The sequence below is a fragment of the Dethiosulfatarculus sandiegensis genome (assembly GCF_000931935.2).
GTDB lineage: Bacteria > Desulfobacterota > Desulfarculia > Desulfarculales > Desulfarculaceae > Dethiosulfatarculus > Dethiosulfatarculus sandiegensis.
In genome coordinates, this window is sequence record NZ_AZAC01000002.1 from 149,417 (window position 1) to 166,949 (window position 17,533).

Annotated in this window: 17 protein-coding genes and 1 pseudogene; 12 read left to right on the forward strand and 6 right to left on the reverse strand. The window is 52.8% G+C overall.

Translation table 11 applies throughout. The features are described 5' to 3' along the window. Window positions 1-57 precede the first annotated feature (57 nt). Window positions 58-693 carry a cyclodeaminase/cyclohydrolase family protein gene (locus X474_RS02325; protein ID WP_044346492.1) on the reverse strand — a complete coding sequence of 212 codons (636 nt, stop codon included), beginning with the start codon at window positions 691-693 and terminating at the stop codon, window positions 58-60. Window positions 694-710: 17 nt separating this feature from the next. Next, window positions 711-1,571, reverse strand: coding sequence for a bifunctional 5,10-methylenetetrahydrofolate dehydrogenase/5,10-methenyltetrahydrofolate cyclohydrolase (locus tag X474_RS02330; protein ID WP_044346493.1), 861 nt, complete (start codon window positions 1,569-1,571; stop codon window positions 711-713). Between the two features lie 908 nt (window positions 1,572-2,479). Here X474_RS02330 and X474_RS02340 point away from each other — a divergent pair. The 8 genes and pseudogenes from X474_RS02340 to X474_RS02375 all read left to right on the forward strand — a co-directional run bounded on the left by X474_RS02340 (window position 2,480) and on the right by X474_RS02375 (window position 8,739). Continuing rightward, on the forward strand, window positions 2,480-2,647 hold the full coding sequence (locus X474_RS02340) for a hypothetical protein (protein WP_156360577.1): 168 nt from the start codon (window positions 2,480-2,482) through the stop codon (window positions 2,645-2,647). Window positions 2,648-2,780: 133 nt separating this feature from the next. Next, on the forward strand, window positions 2,781-2,990 hold the full coding sequence (locus tag X474_RS02345) for a hypothetical protein (RefSeq protein WP_044346498.1): 210 nt from the start codon (window positions 2,781-2,783) through the stop codon (window positions 2,988-2,990). Between the two features lie 24 nt (window positions 2,991-3,014). After that, window positions 3,015-3,416 (forward strand): annotated as a pseudogene (locus X474_RS26720) (ketopantoate reductase family protein). A gap of 137 nt (window positions 3,417-3,553) precedes the next feature. After that, window positions 3,554-4,405 carry a 3-methyl-2-oxobutanoate hydroxymethyltransferase gene (gene panB, locus X474_RS02355; RefSeq protein WP_044346500.1) on the forward strand — a complete coding sequence of 284 codons (852 nt, stop codon included), beginning with the start codon at window positions 3,554-3,556 and terminating at the stop codon, window positions 4,403-4,405. A gap of 235 nt (window positions 4,406-4,640) precedes the next feature. After that, window positions 4,641-5,114: a hypothetical protein gene (locus X474_RS02360; protein ID WP_044346501.1), complete on the forward strand. Its 474-nt coding sequence runs from the start codon at window positions 4,641-4,643 to the stop codon at window positions 5,112-5,114. Between the two features lie 474 nt (window positions 5,115-5,588). Next, entirely contained in the window at window positions 5,589-6,689 is a 1,101-nt protein-coding gene (locus tag X474_RS02365) for a TRAP transporter substrate-binding protein (protein WP_044346503.1), read from the forward strand. A gap of 224 nt (window positions 6,690-6,913) precedes the next feature. Next, a complete protein-coding gene (locus X474_RS02370) occupies window positions 6,914-7,417 on the forward strand; it encodes a TRAP transporter small permease subunit (protein ID WP_197281929.1) in 504 nt (167 codons plus the stop codon). 2 nt (window positions 7,418-7,419) lie between these two features. Then, window positions 7,420-8,739 (forward strand): TRAP transporter large permease, encoded by a 1,320-nt coding sequence (locus X474_RS02375; protein WP_044346505.1) that lies wholly within the window; start codon window positions 7,420-7,422, stop codon window positions 8,737-8,739. 88 nt (window positions 8,740-8,827) lie between these two features. Here X474_RS02375 and X474_RS02380 read toward each other — a convergent pair whose 3' ends face one another. The 3 genes from X474_RS02380 to X474_RS02390 form a co-directional block, all read right to left on the reverse strand. Then, the gene (locus X474_RS02380; protein WP_044346507.1) at window positions 8,828-9,289 is read right to left on the reverse strand and encodes a chemotaxis protein CheX; all 462 of its coding nucleotides are present in this window, start codon (window positions 9,287-9,289) and stop codon (window positions 8,828-8,830) included. A gap of 194 nt (window positions 9,290-9,483) precedes the next feature. After that, a complete protein-coding gene (locus X474_RS02385) occupies window positions 9,484-10,818 on the reverse strand; it encodes a glycerate kinase type-2 family protein (RefSeq protein ID WP_044346508.1) in 1,335 nt (444 codons plus the stop codon). A 174-nt stretch (window positions 10,819-10,992) separates the two neighbouring features. Further along, window positions 10,993-11,706: a PilZ domain-containing protein gene (locus X474_RS02390; RefSeq protein WP_156360579.1), complete on the reverse strand. Its 714-nt coding sequence runs from the start codon at window positions 11,704-11,706 to the stop codon at window positions 10,993-10,995. Between the two features lie 156 nt (window positions 11,707-11,862). Between X474_RS02390 and X474_RS02395 the strand changes: the two genes are divergently transcribed. Further along, entirely contained in the window at window positions 11,863-12,165 is a 303-nt protein-coding gene (locus X474_RS02395; RefSeq protein ID WP_044346510.1) for a YggT family protein, read from the forward strand. Window positions 12,166-12,289: 124 nt separating this feature from the next. Here the strand turns inward: X474_RS02395 and X474_RS02400 are convergent, their stop codons facing one another. Further along, on the reverse strand, window positions 12,290-12,751 hold the full coding sequence (locus tag X474_RS02400) for a chemotaxis protein CheX (protein ID WP_044346512.1): 462 nt from the start codon (window positions 12,749-12,751) through the stop codon (window positions 12,290-12,292). A gap of 128 nt (window positions 12,752-12,879) precedes the next feature. Between X474_RS02400 and X474_RS02405 the strand changes: the two genes are divergently transcribed. From X474_RS02405 to X474_RS02415, 3 genes are read left to right on the forward strand one after another with little or no spacing between them, the layout of a single operon-like run. After that, window positions 12,880-13,440, forward strand: coding sequence for an NUDIX hydrolase (locus tag X474_RS02405; protein WP_044346513.1), 561 nt, complete (start codon window positions 12,880-12,882; stop codon window positions 13,438-13,440). A 45-nt stretch (window positions 13,441-13,485) separates the two neighbouring features. After that, entirely contained in the window at window positions 13,486-14,898 is a 1,413-nt protein-coding gene (selA, locus tag X474_RS02410) for an L-seryl-tRNA(Sec) selenium transferase (protein WP_044346515.1), read from the forward strand. 21 nt (window positions 14,899-14,919) lie between these two features. Further along, window positions 14,920-17,475, forward strand: a complete 2,556-nt coding sequence (locus X474_RS02415; protein ID WP_044346516.1) for a tetratricopeptide repeat protein — start codon at window positions 14,920-14,922, stop codon at window positions 17,473-17,475. The last annotated feature ends 58 nt before the right edge of the window (window positions 17,476-17,533 follow it).

The window sequence follows — 17,533 nt, forward strand, 5'->3', positions numbered from 1 at the left end:
CGGCCGCTCCTTTTTCCATAAAGGAGCGGCCGTTTTCACCTTCGGACAAAAAGATGCTTAGCCCATGCGTTTTTTAACGTCAGCCAGGGCCAGCAGTTTGTTTTCTTCGGCCTCCACAAAAAGTCTGGCTCTTTCGGCCTTGACCTGGGCAACAAAGTCCTGGTCTTTGATGGAGGGGAGGTTGATGTCCACGCTGAGCATGGCGCTTCTAAGGGCGGTCTCAGCCACCATGGCGCCCACACCCACATCGCTGATGGCCATTTTGTTGCCATAGGGGGCCAGCTTGGCGGCCTCTTTCACGATTTCGGCGCAGGTCTTGCAAATATCCAAAGGCACGTTGGTGGCGTTTTTGGCTGCGGCCTGCATGGCCTCGGCCCGGGCCTTTTTCTCCTCGTCCGTGGACTTGGGCATGCGGAAAACGGCCATGTACTGGTCAAAGGCCTCCATGTCATCGTTGGTCAGCTTTTTCAAGCGCTCAATGATCTCGCTTAGTTTAGCGACCTGTTCCTTGGCCTGGTCCTCAAACTCGACATAGGCTTTTTTACCTATGGTCAGGTTGGCGACCATGCAGACCATGGAAGCGCCCAAGGTGGCCACCACGGCCGAGACATTGCCGCCGCCGGGCGTGGGGCTGGAACTCATGGCTTCGGCTATGAATTCATTGACTGTCTTGCCATATACGCGGTCTGACATAGTTGTCTCCTTTTTTCCTAGGCCAGGCCCTGCAGTTTAACGGCCTTGAGCAGGTTTTCCATGATGATGGTGGTGGTGAGCGAGCCCACGCCGCCGGGAACCGGAGTCATGACACCGGCCACATCGGCCACATCGGGGGCCGCGTCGCCGCAGATGGATTTTCCGTCAGGGGTGGGGTTGATGCCCGCGTCGATCACCACGGTGCCGGGCTTGATCATTTCTTTTTTCACCAAGCCGGCGAATCCGGCGGCGGCGACCACGATTTCGCCATTTTGGCATTCACCGGGCAGGTCCACGGTTCTGGTGTGGCACACGGTGATGGTGGCGTTTCTCTTGATCAAGAGGCTGGCCAGGGGACGCCCCACTGTGTCGCCCCTGCCGACCAGGGTGACCTTTTTACCGCTAAGCTCAATGCCCGCCCTTTCGGCCAGGGCCACGCAGGCCAGGGGAGTGGCCGGGATCAGGGCCAGGTGCTCCTGGCCGCCCATGAGGTAGCCGCGGTTAACCGGATGAACGCCGTCAACGTCCTTTTTGGGGTCGATGGCTTCCATTACGGCTTCTTTGGTGATGTGCTTGGGCAAGGGCAGTTCCACTAAAATGCCGTGGGTGTCCTTGTCTTCGTTCCAGGCCTTGATCTGATCCAAGATCACCGATTCTTCGGTGTCGGCGGGCATGACTTTCAAATCCACTTCAATGCCCAGGTTTCCGCCCACCTTTTGCTTGGACTGGGCGTAGACCACACTGGCCTCGTCATCACCCACCAAAAGAACCGCCAGTTTCGGCGATACGTTTTTGGCCTTAAGCCCCTCTACGTTTTTGGTGATCTCTTCCCGAATCTGTTTGGCTATGGGCAAACCTTTGATAAGTTCCGCTGCCATGCCCCTCTCCTTTCCTGTAACTTGGCTAATAGCTGCCTTGAAAAGGCCAGCCAGGGAATCCTGGATTATCCTTGTGTTTGAAAGCGCCGGATTTACCGGCGCATCTCAAAACATCACAGCTCAGGCAACCTGTCAATGTTTTTTTGAAAACGCGGGAATCCGTTTTAAAAACCCGCGCCTCCCCCAAAAACTGGGGTAATGGGAAAGCAGTCTCGCCCCTTTTAAACCTGGCAGAAAGTAAAGACCGCGTTGGCTAAGGGATTTACTGGTAAATATTCCGAATAAATACCAGAAGGGTCCGCCAAGGCTCGGGTCCCTGCCGGGTGAAAGGCTGTATTTTGTCTTTAGCCGAGACTTGTTTGTTGGTCTATATATCACAAGCTTTTGCCAGCCAAAAGCCGTGCTTGTTTTGGTTTGACTTGATAAGAAAGCCCACAATAGCAAATTTAAATGGTTTATGTTTGTTTAACTGGTCTAAATTATTTTTAATTTAAGCTTGCCCTTGAGCGGGCAGGTAATTCCATCTTATGGAAAAAGATTTTGAACAATTGACGAACATGGGGTCTGAAATTTTTCCTAAATACAGATGGTAATTATAGGCTTGATATAAAAAGCCTGTATGGCATTCTGGGCCGACCAGAGGCGGCAGACCCGGTTTTGTTTCAATGTATGGGCAGTTGACCCGCACCCACAGCTGGAGCGGGATCAGACCGGCCGCTTTTGTTGAGACCCGGGCCAAGGCTCGTCACAATCAAATAAGGAGGGGATCATGGCAAAAGCCTCTTTTGTCTGTGGCCTTTACCCCTTTTAATTGACCGTCAGGCTGCCTGGAAAAGGCCTGACGGCCCACCGAAATGGGCGGTTTACACCTGGCGACTCACCTGGATTTTGGTTTGGGGAGTTTCGGCATGACGTGGAGGCAGGGCCGGACTTTTCTGTCCTGTAGGGTCTGGTTCATCCGGATCAGCTGGAAAATCATGCGCATGGCTGCTATGGGCCCTGGCGTAGCGGGGCTTTTGTGGGTGGTCGGGCTTTCCTTGACAGGTCAGGATCTAGCCCTTTGGGATCACAATTAGGACCGTGCGGCCAGGCTTTTGGAAAAGGGAATTATTTTTAAGGACCATTCAGGGGTGAGACAAGCCTTTCCCAAGGTGGTTTCCCGGACTTGGGCACCGGGGAGCTTAAAGAATATATCCCGGGTAAGCCCTTTTGCCTGCCCTGCGGAACGGTGCCGGCAACTTGGAGACCCTGGCCGGGGCTCTGGGGCCGGAAAGGGTTTTGGGAGGGGGCACCCTGTTGGCAGAGGGCAAGGTGCGTCACGGCGGGGCCTGCCCCTCACCAATCTGGGCCCATTTCAGCCGGGTGGGTCTGCCGGTCTTTGCGAGGCATTGGCAGGAATTTACCAAGGGGCAGGTTTGAAGTGTGAATCTCTCGGATTCAGTAATGGACCTTGTCTGGACCAAACTGGTGATAAATATGGGGATTTTTCCGTTGACCGCTCTTTTTGAGGTTCCCAACGGCAGGCCTTTGTATATCCTCCGGGCCAGGGCTTTAATCAAACTGGCTGTGGAAGAGGCAACTTAAGTTGCTGGTCGCCTTGGAATTAATTTCCTTTATAATGATATGGCAGAGGCCGTGAAAGAGGTGGCCCGTAAAACCAAAGACAACTTAAGCTCCATGCTGCAGGATCTTGCCAATAACAAGCGGACAGAGGTTGAGATCATAAACGGTGTGAAGGAGAGTCAGGCCAGGCGCCTGGGGATGTCTGCTCCGGTAAATCGATGGTTAACACAACTTGTGTTGAGCCTTGAGCGTAAAAATCGAAAATTCACGCAAAAAAAATAGTTGACAAAGACAATTAGTTTGGCGAAAGGGACTTCCTTCGGTAAAGTACTTCCCAACTCTGGTTCAAAGACCGGAAAAGGGAAGTATGTCCGGGGAGTTTCTCCCCAAAAGCTTGTAATATTTTAGGAGTCAAGCACATGAGCCGCAAAAAAGTCACCATAATGGATTTGCAACAGGCCAAAAAAGACGGACGCAAACTTGTTATGCTCACCGCCTATGACTATCCCTTTGGACAGATCATGGATCTGGCCGAGGTGGATATCGTCTTGGTCGGCGATAGCCTGGGCATGGTGGTTATGGGCCTTGACGGCACCAGCCAGGTCACCATGGACGAGATGATCCATCACATCAAAGCTGTCATGCGCGGCTGCAAGAGCGCCTTTGTGGTCGGTGACATGCCTTTCATGAGCTACAACACCTCCATCCGCGACGCTGTGATCAATGCCGGACGCCTGATGAAAGAAGGCGGCTGTGACTGCGTGAAGCTGGAAGGCGGAGTTGACTTTGCCCCCACGGTGGAGGCCATTGTCAAGGCCGGCATCCCGGTGCAGGGTCACATTGGCCTGACCCCCCAGACCGCCAGCGCCTTGGGTGGATTCAAGGCCCAGGGAAGGAACGCCGAGAGCGCCTACCAGATCATTGAAGACGCCAAGGCTTTGGAAGCAGCAGGTTGCTTTTCCCTGATCGTGGAAGCAGTGCCGCACAAGGTTTCCAAGATCATCGCCGAGACCGTGAAGATCCCGGTGATCGGCATCGGCGCCGGTCCGGATGTGGACGGCCAGGTTCTGGTAACCCACGACATGCTGGGCCTGTTCGACAAGTTCACCCCCAGGTTTGTCAGAAAATACGCCCAGATCAGGCCTTTTATCCTGGACGCCCTCAAGAACTACCGCACCGAGGTGATGGAGGGGACCTTCCCCGGACCCGAGAATTCCTTCACCATCAGTGACGAGGCCCTGGAGCAGGTGAAAGCCAGACTCAAAGACTAAGAAATAAAAACTTGCCCTTGGCCTGGGCAGGTTCGTTTCTATAACCGGCAAGGATTTTTATGTCCTTGCCGGTTTTTTTCTTCCAGTCTTTCTATACCGCTATAGAATTTCAAATCGCTTACCGAGTAAATCATTGCGACTGCTTTGCTCCTATTTTTTTGTCACTTCAAAGGCCTCTCAAACGTCTAGGTTTCAATCTTATATGTAAAACTATTTCAATTAATGGAGAAGGGTTATGAAATTAAAAAGGTCCGTTTTACCGGCCATAATTTTTCTTTTGCTTGTCACCTTGCTTTCCACAGGCTGCGGAACTTCCGATTCTCCGGCTGTAAAGGTTGAAAAGATGTTCGCTTGTCTGGCAGAAGGGGATTTTGAAAAATTAGGCGATTTTTATCTACCCGAAGCCAGAAGTAAAATATCTGGTTTCTCAAAAAACCAGAAAAGCTGTATGATATGCATGGGCAAGGCATTTACAAAAGTGGAGAATGAAAAGATCGATGACGATGCTGCGGTTGTAAATGTTTTATTTGACAAGGATAAACTTAAAAAGGCCTTGATTGGTTTTATGGCGCCGAAAGCAGAAAATAAACTGCAGAAAGATATGCTTGTTGCCATGGCGGAAGGAATGGCCAAACGTTTGTCAAAAGTGCCGGTTAAGTTGATAAAAAAAGATGGGTACTGGTATGTGGGACAGATAAAAATGAAATAGCTGAGATGTTTGTGGCTACTTATTAATGAGCAGTCGATTTTATCGGCGAGTTGGGCGAGTCGTTAAGGCTCGCCTTTTTTTAAGCAAAGTAGTCTCAAGTAGTTTCTTTATTGTCAGTATTTTTCAATAAAATTAATGGCAAAATAAAAGATAGACTCCATGACAACTGGTTTAATAAAAATTTTATCGGTTATTACCCCGGAGTGATTGATGTTTTTATTTTAGATATTAATAAATTTTAGAAATTTAAAAAAATGATCTGGATAAAAGAAACATATCTAATTTTATACTAAAGTAATTACTTTTCAGTTATTGCTTCTTTAGTAAAAAGAAATAAAAAACCTAACAATTTTGCGAAACTAAATATAAATTTCTGCCATAATTACACTTGACTCCCATTGCAAGGATGATCATACTCTCATTACTTGAGACAGTGTATCATTTTTTTGCTTATTAAAAACTTGGGAGTACCAAATGCAAAGACGCGATTTTCTGGGCAAGGTGGCTATGGGAGCAGCGGGAGCCTGCGCAGCTACAGCCTTGGGAACCACCAAAGCCTCAGCCAAAGATACTTTCCACTGGAAAATGGTCACCAGTTGGCCTCCGAAATACCCTATCCTGCAGGACAGCTGCGAAAGGCTTGCCAAAAAGCTGGAGCAGATGACTAGTGGCCGCCTCAAAATTGATGTCTTTGCCGCCGGCGAATTGGTTGGAGCCATGGAGGTTTTCGACGCCGTGAGCCAGGGTATGGCGGTTCAGTGTGGTTCCACAGCCCCTTATTGGTATGCCGGCAAGTCCCCTGAGACCCAGTTCTATTCAGACTATCCCTTTGGCATGCCCCACCGCGGCAAAATGGCCTGGCTCATTTCCGGCGGCGGAATGAAGCTTTTTGAAGAGTTTTACAAACCCTTTAACATGCACCCCATTATGATGCTCTCCACAGGCACTCAGATGGGTGGATGGTTCCGTAAGGAAATTAAAAGCTTGGCCGATCTCAAGGGCCTTAAGATGCGCATCCCCGGCCTGGCCGGAAAGGTCATGGCCAAGGCCGGCGTCAACGTGGTCAACTTGCCTGGTTCCGAGGTCTACACCGCCTTGGAGCGCGGGGTCATCGACGCCACGGAGTGGGTTTCCCCCATGTATGACCAGCGCCTGGGACTGCAGCAGGCAGCCAAGTACTACTACTATCCGGCCTGGCATGAAGCAGCCACCACAGTGCCTTTTGTGGTCAACTTGAAAGCCTGGAATGAACTTCCCGAAGACCTCAAGATGATGGTCCAGACCGCCTGCGCCGAGAGCGTGAGCTGGTCTTTGGCCGAGGCTGACGCCAAAAACGGCAAGGCTTTGAAGGAATTGGTGGACAATGACGGCGTGAAGCTGCGCAAGTTCCCTGATGACGTCATGAAACAGCTCTACACCATCACCGAAGAAGTAATGGCTGAAGAGAGCAAAAAGAGCGCTAAATTCAAGAGGGTCTATGATTCAATCACAGACTTCCGCTCCAGGTACGAGTACTGGATGGATCATTCCGAATACGCCTTTATCGATGCCTTGAGGCTGGCCCAAAAAGGCTGATGCCGGTCTGAACTGAGCTGATAACAAGGGGTCTTTCGCCTTTTGCGGCAGACCCCTTGTTTGTTGCATTGGGCCGCAAAGGTTTTTTAAATATGCCTGCCGGTCCTTTATCATGGCGGTGGCTCAGGCCCCGGGCCTTGGCTGGTCTGGGGTTTTTTTTGATTAATGGGCCGTCGCTTTTGAGACAGAGGCATTCCCCTGCTTCTCAAGAAAAGAGTTTTAAAGTGCAATCTTTTGTCAGATTCATAGATGCCTTCAGTGAGAAGGTGGGCAATGCCGTTTCCTGGCTGACCCTGATCATGGTTCTGGTGACAGTCTATGATGTGCTGATGCGCTACATATTCAAGGCCGGTTCCATCTGGATTCAGGAGGCGGAATGGCATTTGTTCGCGGCCAACTTCATGCTGGCCGGCGCCTGGACTTTGCTCCATGACGGCCACGTGAGGGTGGATATTTTTTACGCAAAATACAAACCAACCACCAGGGCCTTGGTAGATATATTCGGTACGCTTTTATTCCTTTTGCCCTACAGCGTGCTTGTGGTTTGGGCCTCCATACCGTTTGTTCATGATTCCTGGGCTATGCTGGAAGGTTCCAGCGACCCCGGCGGACTGCCCGGACGTTATATCCTGAAGACCGTAATACCTGTGACCTTTGTTTTTGTCGGAATGCAGGGTCTTAGCGAAATCATTAAAAATATACAGATTATCAAGAAAGGGGAGAAATAGTCATGGCCGAGTTTCTGCCTTTTCTCATGTTTGTGGCCCTGGCCGTATTCATTATGATCGGTTATCCGGTGGCCTTCACCCTGGGCGGCCTGGCCCTGGTTTTCGGATTGCTGGGTTTTGGACTGGATTTCTTCACCCTGTTGCCCATGCGTATATGGGGAAGGATGAGCAGCTTCACCCTGGTTGCCGTGCCGTTATTCATCTTCATGGGTGTGTTTTTAGATCGCTCCGGTTTGGCTGAAGACCTTCTGGACACCATGGCCCTTTTGTTTGGCCGTATCAGGGGCGGTGTGGCGGTATCCGTGGTGGTGGTGGGAGCCATGTTGGCAGCTTCCACCGGAATCATGGGAGCCACCGTCGTCACCATGGGCGTGATCTCCCTTCCCCTGATGTTGAAACGGAAATACTCCACAGAGCTGGCAACAGGAACCATCTGTGCGGCCAGCACCCTGGGCCAGATTATTCCCCCTTCCATCTCCCTGGTTATTTTAGGGGACATCATGGGCATTTCCGTGGGGGAGCTCTTCATGGGCGCCGTAATCCCCGGTTTGATGTTGGTGGGGCTTTACATTGCCTATATTTTAATTTACTCCTGGCGTCACCCTGAGTCGGCCCCGGGGCTCAGTGATGAAGAGATGGCCAGCATTACTCCCAAGGAGTTGACTGTCCGAGTGTTCAAGGCGCTTTTGCCTCCCGCCGGTTTGATTCTCACCGTGCTCGGCTCCATCTTTTTGGGTGTTGCTTCTCCGACCGAGGCGGCCAGTGTGGGCGCCCTGGGAGCCATGCTTCTGACTGTTGTCCGGGGAAGAATGAGCCTTGACGTATTAAAGGATGTGATGCGTCAAACCACCCGGTTCACCTCCATGGCCTTTCTCATTCTTCTGGGCGCAACCACTTTTGGCCTGGTCTTCCGCTTCTTAGGCGGTGATGCCGCTTTAAAGCATTTTGTGAGCAGTTTTGGCGGTGGAGTGTGGGGCGTGATGATTCTGGTTATGGGAGTCCTTTTCGTGTTGGGCTTCTTCCTGGACTTCATTGAAATCACATTCATCATCATGCCTATCCTGGCGCCTATTGTTGACCACCTGGGTATAAACCCCATGTGGTTCTGCATCCTGGTTTGCCTCAACTTCCAGACTTCGTTCTTAACCCCTCCCTTTGGATTTGCCCTGTTCTATCTAAAAGGGGTTTGCCCGCCGGAAGTTCAAACAACTCAGATTTACAAAGGCATCATACCTTTTGTGGCTATTCAGCTTACGGGCATGATGCTGGTGGTGGTTTTCCCGGAACTTTGCACCTGGCTGCCGGGAGTGCTTTTTAAATAAGCTTTATGTGCTTTAAACAAAAAACCCTTCGGCCTTGGCCGAAGGGTTTTTTTATGCCTGAGAAATTGATTTGGCGCTTGGGCGGCCTTTAGGAATCCATACAGACCTCAACCACCACTTTGCCGTCCGGGCTGTCAAAGGGGATCACCAGGGTGGGGTTGGAGACCAGATGCTTGATGGTGTGATCCTTGCCGTCCACAATGGAAGGGATGCCGGCCTTTAAGCTAAGTCCTTCGTCGCTCAGCACTCTACGGGCTGATCCTGAAATCATATTGGTGATCTCGCCGACTGCGTCCCTGACATCGTCGTCTACCTGGGTGATATCATCACCCAGCATGTTTTTCATGACTGCCTTGATCAGGCCAAAGGTGAAAGAGACCGAAAGCGAGCCCACCGCCTCGCCTGAGATGCCTATGATTCCGGAAACATCGCCCATGGCTTTGGCATTTTTTTTGATGTAGGGTTTGCCTGGCTGAAGGCTAACCCCTCCCATGGTGTTCAGCACTTCCATGGCTCCGCTTAAAAAGGGGTTGATATATCTGACGTCCACTTTATCACCTCATCAGAGATTAAGCGCATGGGGCGGCTCAACTGCAGGGTTAACTCAGATCAAGAAGGAACTGAAACTTGATTCACAAATAAGTTTATATATCCCGAGAATTTGTGGTGTAAAGGAGTAACTTTCAAAAACCAGTTTGGTCATCAAGGTGGATTAAGCCGGGTTTTAAAAGTTTTCTTTTCCTTTCAAGCAATTAACATTAACCTGATGTCCATGACATTTGTCTTGGTGGGGCCGGTTATGACCAGGTCTTTTAAAGGGGCGAAGAAATTATAGGCGTCATGCTCGGCCAGGTATTCGGCTGGCTTCATACCCTTTGCAAGGGCTCTTTCAACCGTCTCCCCGTCCGCCCAGGCTCCGGCCGCGTCTGTGGGGCCATCGGTTCCGTCCGTACCGGCGCTTAAAACGAGCAGATTGTTTAATCCTGCAATCTCAAGGGCCGCGGCCAGGGCGAACTCCTGGTTACGCCCGCCCTTACCCGTGGAATCTCCTAAATTGACCGTGGTTTCGCCGCCGGTGATCACCGCGCAGGGAGGGGAGAGGGGTTGGTCGGCCTCTACTATCTCTCTGGCAATGGCGGTGTGCATGCGGGCGATCTCCTTGGTTTCTCCCTCTATGGTGGAACTCAAGACAAGGGTCTTATAACCCAGCTCCCCGGCCTTGGCCTTGGCATGACTCAACGCGCCTCTGTTGTTGGCAATAATAAAGGTGCCCACCTTTTTCAGGATAGTGTCCCCGGGTTTGGGAGTTTCCGGAAGCTCACCTGCCAGCCCCTTTTCAATGCGCTTTCTGACCACCTCTGGGACCTGGCCGTAGATATCGTATTTAGTCAGAATCTCCCGGCAGTCCTGCCAGGTGGAGTGATCCGCGACCGTGGGGCCGGAGGCGATTGAATCCAGCCGGTCGCCGACCACGTCGCTTATTATCAGACTCACAACCCGGGACGGGGTGGCCAGGCTGGCCAGGCCGCCTCCCTTTAACTTGCTCAAGTGTTTCCGTATGGTGTTAATCTCAACAATATCGGCGCCGCAGGCCAGAAGAAGGCTGGTGGTCTTTTGCTTGTCGGAAAGGGTTATCCCCTCTGCCGGGCTGACCAAAAGCGCGCTGCCCCCGCCGGAGATCAGGGAAAACACGAGCGTATTGGGCCCTGCGTACTCTGTGAGCAGCTCGGCTATACGGTTGCCCGCCTCCACCCCCCGTGCATCGGGAACCGGGTGGCTGGCCTCAGTTACTTTAATCAGCCTGGTGGGGCTTAGATGCCCGTCTTTCACCACCACCAAACCTCTTTTCAGGCGGTCGCCCAGAATATCCTCCAGCGCACTTGCCATGGGCGCCCCGGCCTTGCCCGCTCCCACGGCCACAATCCGGTCAAAATTGTCCAGGTCTATTTCGCGGTCTTGAACCTTCAGTATGGAACCATTGAGTTGGATCGCCTTTTTTACGGCGTTATAGGGGTTTACCGCTTCCAAGGCTGAATCCAGGATCATTTTGGCGTCTTTACGAAGATCTTTTTTGCTCATTTTTTGTTCCTGACTGGAGGTTTAGGGTCAAGGGGCAAGGCGCCTTTGATTTGGTTTTGCAAAGGGCTGCATCTTCTTTTGGCAACTCGGGTTTGGCATATTGCCCGGCTGTTTATGCGCATGCGATGCGGCGCGTTTTGCTTAAGGTGTACACCTCGCCGGATAGACAGGATTTTATTTTTCAAGCATACCAGAGCGGTGGGCCAGCCTGAAGCGCAATAAACGATGCAAAACCTCGGAAAGCTGTTTTCTCCTGGCCTGGTCCAGGTCCTCAAAGTGAATTGCCGTGTGGTAAAGGTTTGGTTTTCCGGCTTCCTGGAGGTTTTGGGTCCTAACCACCTCGGCATCGCTGACAAGTGACCAGCCTTCACTCTCTATGCAGACCGAAATCCTTTGCTTGAGTTCAAAGGCCATTGTACGATCATGAGAAAAGCGCACTCCGCCCAGGGAAATATCAACAATGGTCAGTTCTATCTGCTCCGGCCAGAGGTAGAGGTGCAGATCCTGATCCATCGGCGGAACTAGGCGAAAGTCCAGCCTTAAGGTAGACTGTTCAAGGGTTTGTGGCTGGTCCACCACCAGTACGGGTTCTGTAAGGGTTTGGGATAAACGGTAATTTTCAAAAATCCCTAAAAGCTGGGTTTTATACCCCACCCTGACCCATACGCCGCCCGGCTCCAGGTTGTATTTGGCCAGAAAAGTGACCTCGATTTCCCGGCCTATATACCTTTGGGCAAGCGGCGGGGCGGTCTGCCCAAGTATAAGGCGGCCCGAGGGATGCAGGTCATGGAGGATGCTGGGCCTGGTGTCGATATAGTTTTTTTCCAGATCAATTGCTACAACTATATCAACCTGTCGGCCGGGGCGCAGACAAACACTTTTCAGCACCTCTTGCTTTGGCAGTCCGCGTGTCTTATTTTTCTTTTTTGAAGGTGCCACTTTTTTGATAAATGCTTTTCAGCCTTTTGCAAAAAAACCCGGCTGAGTCATGGTTGTAATTAAATAAATAAAAACCGCAAGGTTTTCTTGAGAAGGTGCAGGTTAATGGTTTTTTTCATCAGAATACTTGATTTCCTGAGCATGATATTAAACGCCTATATGTGGATCGTGATTGCCTCGGCGGTGATAACCTGGGTCAATCCGGATCCTTCCAACCCCATTGTACGTTTTCTTTACGGGGTCACGGAACCGGTTTTTTATCGTATCAGGCGTTTTATCCCCACTTTTTTCGGCGGGATAGACATCGCACCCATGATCCTGATTTTCGTGATCATTTTTGTGCAGCATGTATTGATCGGCGGACTGCAGAACCTGCTTATAGGTCAGGCGCTGGGGCCTTTACAGTAGTCTTGTTTCAGGATTGAGGTTCGTTTATCCCTCAAAGCCGGTTTTCAGTTGAACCGGCTGCCGCAAGAACCCGGGAAAAATTGATTCGGTGCGCCAAAGGCGGTCTTTAAAAGACCGCCTTTGCCTATTGGTTAAAGGTCACTTCAACCGTAAAATTACCTGCTTGGGTGCTGAAAGGGATGGCTATCACCGGTCCTTTCACCATGTGTTTGATGGAGTGGTTTTTTCCGCTGATAACCGAAGGTATGGCCGCCACCAGTTTCAGGCCAATGTCATCAAGCACCCTTCTGGCGTCGCCGGAGATCATGTTGGTAAGTTCGCCCACCGCGTCTTTGACTTCGTCGTTGACCTCTTTGATGGTTTCACCAAACATGTTTGAGACAATATTGCAGATGCAGTCGGCAGTGAAGGTTATTGACAAGGATCCTCCCACGTCCCCTGTTATGCCTATGATGCCGGTGACATCTCCTTTGGCTTCATCAGCCTTCTTGACATAGGGCTTTCCCGCCGTGGCCTCGGTAAAGGCCATGGTTTTAAGCACTTTGATGGTTGCATCCAGAAAGGGATTGATGTATTCGACTTTCATGTGATGTTTCCTCGGCCGGAGATCATAATCAACTATGATTCTCTGATAATTGAACTTTTTTATAATAAAAGAATTAGCATCTCAAAACCAACAATACAAGGGCATCGGTCTGCTTAAGGGGGTTAGTATTGCAAAAATGGCAAAATTTGGGTTCAAAGTTGGTATATGAAAACCCTGTTCTTACAGTGGAGAATGTGGTCCGCAGGCTTCCCGGCGCCGAACCTGCCGACTACGTGGCCCTGCATGCGCCGGACTGGGTCAATGTCCTGGCTGTAACCCAAGATGGTAAAGTTGTTCTGATTAACCAGTGGAGACACGGTATCTGCGCTGAAACCTTGGAAATACCCGGCGGAATGGTCGATCCCGGCGAGTCGCCTGAAAAGGCCGCCGCCAGGGAGCTTAAGGAAGAAACAGGGTTTGTATCAGACAACTGGTTAAAATTGGGTTCAGTGAATCCCAACCCGGCTTTGTTTGACAACCGCTGTTACACCTTTTTGGCTCTTGACGCCTGGCAGGAGGGTGAGGCCAGACCCGAAGACACCGAACAGATAGAAGTGCAGAAAGAACCCTTGCAGAACCTTCCGGAATTGGTAAGTCAAGGCCGGATCGACCATAGCCTGGTGGTCTCAGCCCTGGCCCTCTACTGGCTTAAATATCCCGGAAGCTTGCCTGTTGAACCCGCTGTGTAGTAAGTCTTGTGGGAAAGAAACCGATTTATGTGAGGTTAAATAAATATGAAAGACCAGAAACTCTTATCCGCCTTGCCCAAAGTAGACCAGGTGTTGGACCATCCTTTAATGACAGCCATGCTGAAGGAACTGCCCAAGGTGATTTTGCTAAAGGCGGTGCGAGAGCATCTGGATGAACTGCGAAACGTCATTTTGGCTGATAAGGGCCTTGCTCCGGAGGATCTTGCCCTGGAGGCTGTGGCTGACAAATCCGCTCAAAAGGCCAGGGAACTGGCCCGTCCCAGTTTAAGGGAAGTGGTGAATGCCACCGGTGTTGTGGTTCATACCAATCTGGGGCGCTCACTTTTGGCGGAAAGCGCCTTGAAAAGGCTGCTTGCGCTTAATATTTCTTACAGCAACCTGGAATATGACCTGGAAAAAGGCAAAAGGGGCAGCCGTTACAGCCATGTGGAAGGCATTTTAAAGGAACTCACCGGCGCCGAGGCGGCGCTTGTGGTTAACAACAACGCAGCCGCGGTTTATCTGGCCCTGCAGACCCTGGCGGTCGGCAAAGAGGTTGTCTTGAGCCGGGGGCAGATGGTTGAGATAGGCGGTTCTTTTCGCATTCCGGATGTTATGGCCAGAAGCGGAGCTATCTTAAAGGCTGTGGGCGCAACCAATAAAACTCACCTCCACGACTATGAGAACGCCATAACCGAAGAGACCGGTCTTTTGCTGAAGGTTCACACCAGCAACTTTGCCATCGTTGGTTTTCATAAAGAGGTGCCTCTGAGCGAGCTCAAGGAGCTGGGACAGCGCTACGATCTGCCGGTGATGGAGGACCTGGGCTCCGGCTGCCTGGTGGATTTTGCCACCTTGGGCCTTCCCACCGAACCCACGGTGCTGGATTCACTTAAACAGGGGGCGGATATTGTCACCTTTAGTGGAGACAAGCTTTTGGGCGGGCCCCAGGCCGGTATTATTCTGGGTGATAAAAACCTGGTGGAAAAACTCAAGAAGAATCCGGTGAACCGGGCCTTTCGCATAGATAAATTCACCCTGGCCGCCCTGGAGGCCACCCTTGAACTCTACCGGGATCAGAGCAAGGCCCTGGCTGAAATACCTACCTTGAGGATGATTTCATCCACCTACAGGGAGTTGACCGCCCGGGCCGCCGCTTTGGCCCGCCGCATCAACAATCTGAACCTGGACGAAGTGGAGGCTGTGACTGAAAATGGTGTCAGCCGGGTGGGCGGAGGGGCCCTGCCCCTGGCCGAGCCCCGGACCAAGTTGGTGAGGGTCAGAGTAAAGGGTCTCAGCGCCACCAGGCTGGAATCCCATTTCAGGGCCTTTAGCAAGCCTGTTATCTGCCGTCTGGAAGACGGCCGGGTTCTTTTGGACGTACGCACCCTGCAAAAAGGGGATGCGAATATCATCGTCGAGGCAGTCAAACAGGCGGTTCAGCAATCCGCCGAATAAAAAAACAGGGGAGGGGAAGCCTTGGTCACGAAAATTCAGGGCGTCAAGGACAGTCTGAGTTCCGATGATCTGTTCAGGTTTGAAGAGACCTTCAAGCCTTTGTTCAGACGGGCCCTGTCTGTGGGCAGGGTGGACCTGATGATGCCGCCCAACGCGGATGCCTCCTCTCCGGACCCCTTGGCCCGAGCCGCGGCCAAGGGCAAGGCGGTTTATGATGAAAAAGGGGCCAGACTGGTTGTCCCCCTTATTGAAGGAGGCCAGGTGCTGGCCCTGGTGGTGGCCTGGCAGGTGACGGCGGAGCAGCTGCATCCTGCAGTAAACGGTTTTTTAGCTTCGCTGATGGACGCCTCCCTGGAGATGGTGCGCCTGCGCCTTTTGGCGGAGACCGATCCCATAACCGGTCTGGCCAATGAATTCGCCCTGGACGAGGCGCTCACCAATGCCCTTTCCAATCTCTCCCCCTCCCGTTCCGTTGAAAGACCGGCCCTGGATCAGGAGCAGGGTGAAAAGGGTTATTGCCTCTTGGCCGTGGAATTGGCCGGGATCAACCTGTTGCGGGAGCGCTACGGCAGGCTCTTTGGGGACAAGGTTGTGGTGAGCGTGGCCAAGAAGATAAAGGAAACCCTGCCCCAGGCCCTGGCCGCGGCCCGAAGCGGAGCCACCTTTTATGTGCTTTTGGAAGGAGGCGACGCCACCGGCAGGGATGCCGCCTTGCTCTTGCAAAGGGCTGTGGAGGCCCTGGATCTTGCCACTCCGGCAAGGGAGCCCTGGCGGGCCAGGCTCAGGCTCGGGGCCGCGGCTGTGGATTCCGGATCATGGGAAGGCGGGGGGCTCGCCCTGGAGGCCGCGGCTGTGCTGAAGGCCAGGGCGGTTCGGGCCCTGGCTGTGGCATCGCGCCTGGAAAGGGACGAGATTCTCTTTTTTGGCGAGATTGTGGAAAAGGCAGGCAGGTTGCTTGAGATTTTGCCCATGAACCGGGTGTTGGTGGATTTGGGCCGCATTCACGGGTTGACCGACGGAGAGCGTTTCCAGGTGTTGCCCGGAGGCCTGCGTTCGGGAAAAGACCCTGTGCTGGCCAAGGCCGAAATCCTGGTTGTGAAGGTGGGGGAAAACCATTCCGTGGCCGAGGTCACGGCCCTGTTGGACCCGACCTTCAGCCTGCGTTCCGGTGACCGGCTTCAGAGGTTGGGCCAAAAGAGCAGTGACGCCCTGGAAGCCAGGCCCGAGACAGTGCTCAGCCTTGGCAAGCACAAGATAAAGGTGGTCTTGGACGAGGTGACCGGCCTTTCCGGGCACCGTTCCTTTTTGGCTCTCTATCGGGCAGTATGCGATATTAATGAGCGTTTTGCCGTGGCGCTCATACAGCTGGAGGGCCTGGAGGGCATGCGCGAGGTTTGCGGGGTGGTCGGCGCGGATTCATTGGTCAGCGCCCTGGCCGAGGCTGTAAAGCAGGACCTGCCCCAAGATTGTCATGCCGGTCGTTTTGCCCCTGACACCTTGGGGCTTATCTTCCCGGATATGAGCGCTGATAAGGCCAGGGAACAGGTGCAGGAGATAATAGGCAAGGTGGGAGAGGCCATGGAGCGTCCCTTGCGGGCCGGGGTTTCCTATGCCCCCTGTCCGGGGTTTGAGGCCTGGGAGATCATGGACTGCGCCTCCAAAGCCTTGGTGCACGCCGGCTTTTTAGAGCCGTTTTGCGTAGTTGTCTTTGACGCGGTGAGTCTGAACATAAGCGGGGACACCCTTTTCAGCCAGGGCCGCATATCAGAGGCTGTGGTTGAATATGAAAAGGCCCTGATACTGGACCCCTCGGAGGTGAATGTTCTGAACTCCCTGGGGGTGTGCTACGGGCATCTGGGCCAGGCTCAGAAGGCGCTGGAATGCTTTGAAAAGGCCTTGGCCGCCGCGCCGGAAGATTTCATGGCCTATTACAACCTGGGCTATGCCCTGATGAGTCAGGGTAAACTGGAGCAGGCCAGGGGCAATCTGGAAAAGAGCCTGGAGATCAATCCGGGACATGGAGACACCCTTTTCCAGCTTGGCTGCCTGGCCCAGACTCAGGGCAGGCTGCAAGAGGCGCTGGAAAATTTCAAGAGCGCGGTCAAGAGTCCGGGCTGCCGTCAGGCCGTGCACCGCCGTTTGGGCGAGGCCCTGGCCGCGGCCGGGCATTTGCAAGAGGCGGAAGAGGCGTTCAATCGGGCAGTCAAGGCCAACGGCAACGACGCCCAGGCCCTTTCCAGCCTGGCGGGCCTTTACCTGGACCGCAAGGCCAACCTGGAAATCGCCCTCTCCCTGGCCAAGCGGGCTTCCACCCTGGAACCCGAGAGCGCTCGGCATCAAAGGGTCTGGGCCCGCGCCCTGGTCTCCCTGGACCGTTTGGACGAAGCCTCCGGCCTATTGAAAGAGGCTGTTTCCCAATATGGGAAAGACCCTTATATGGCAGTGCAAAGGGCTGACCTGGAGGCCTTGCGGGGAGACCTGAAACTGGCCCGCAAGGAATATGAAAGGGCCCTTTCCCTGGAACCCCAACTGGAGGCTGCCAAGACCGGCCTTGAAAAGTTGGCTGATGATTGTTAAGGCCGGCCCCGAGATATCGCCTTTGCCAAAATCAGGTGGGCTGCCCGCAAGCAAATGG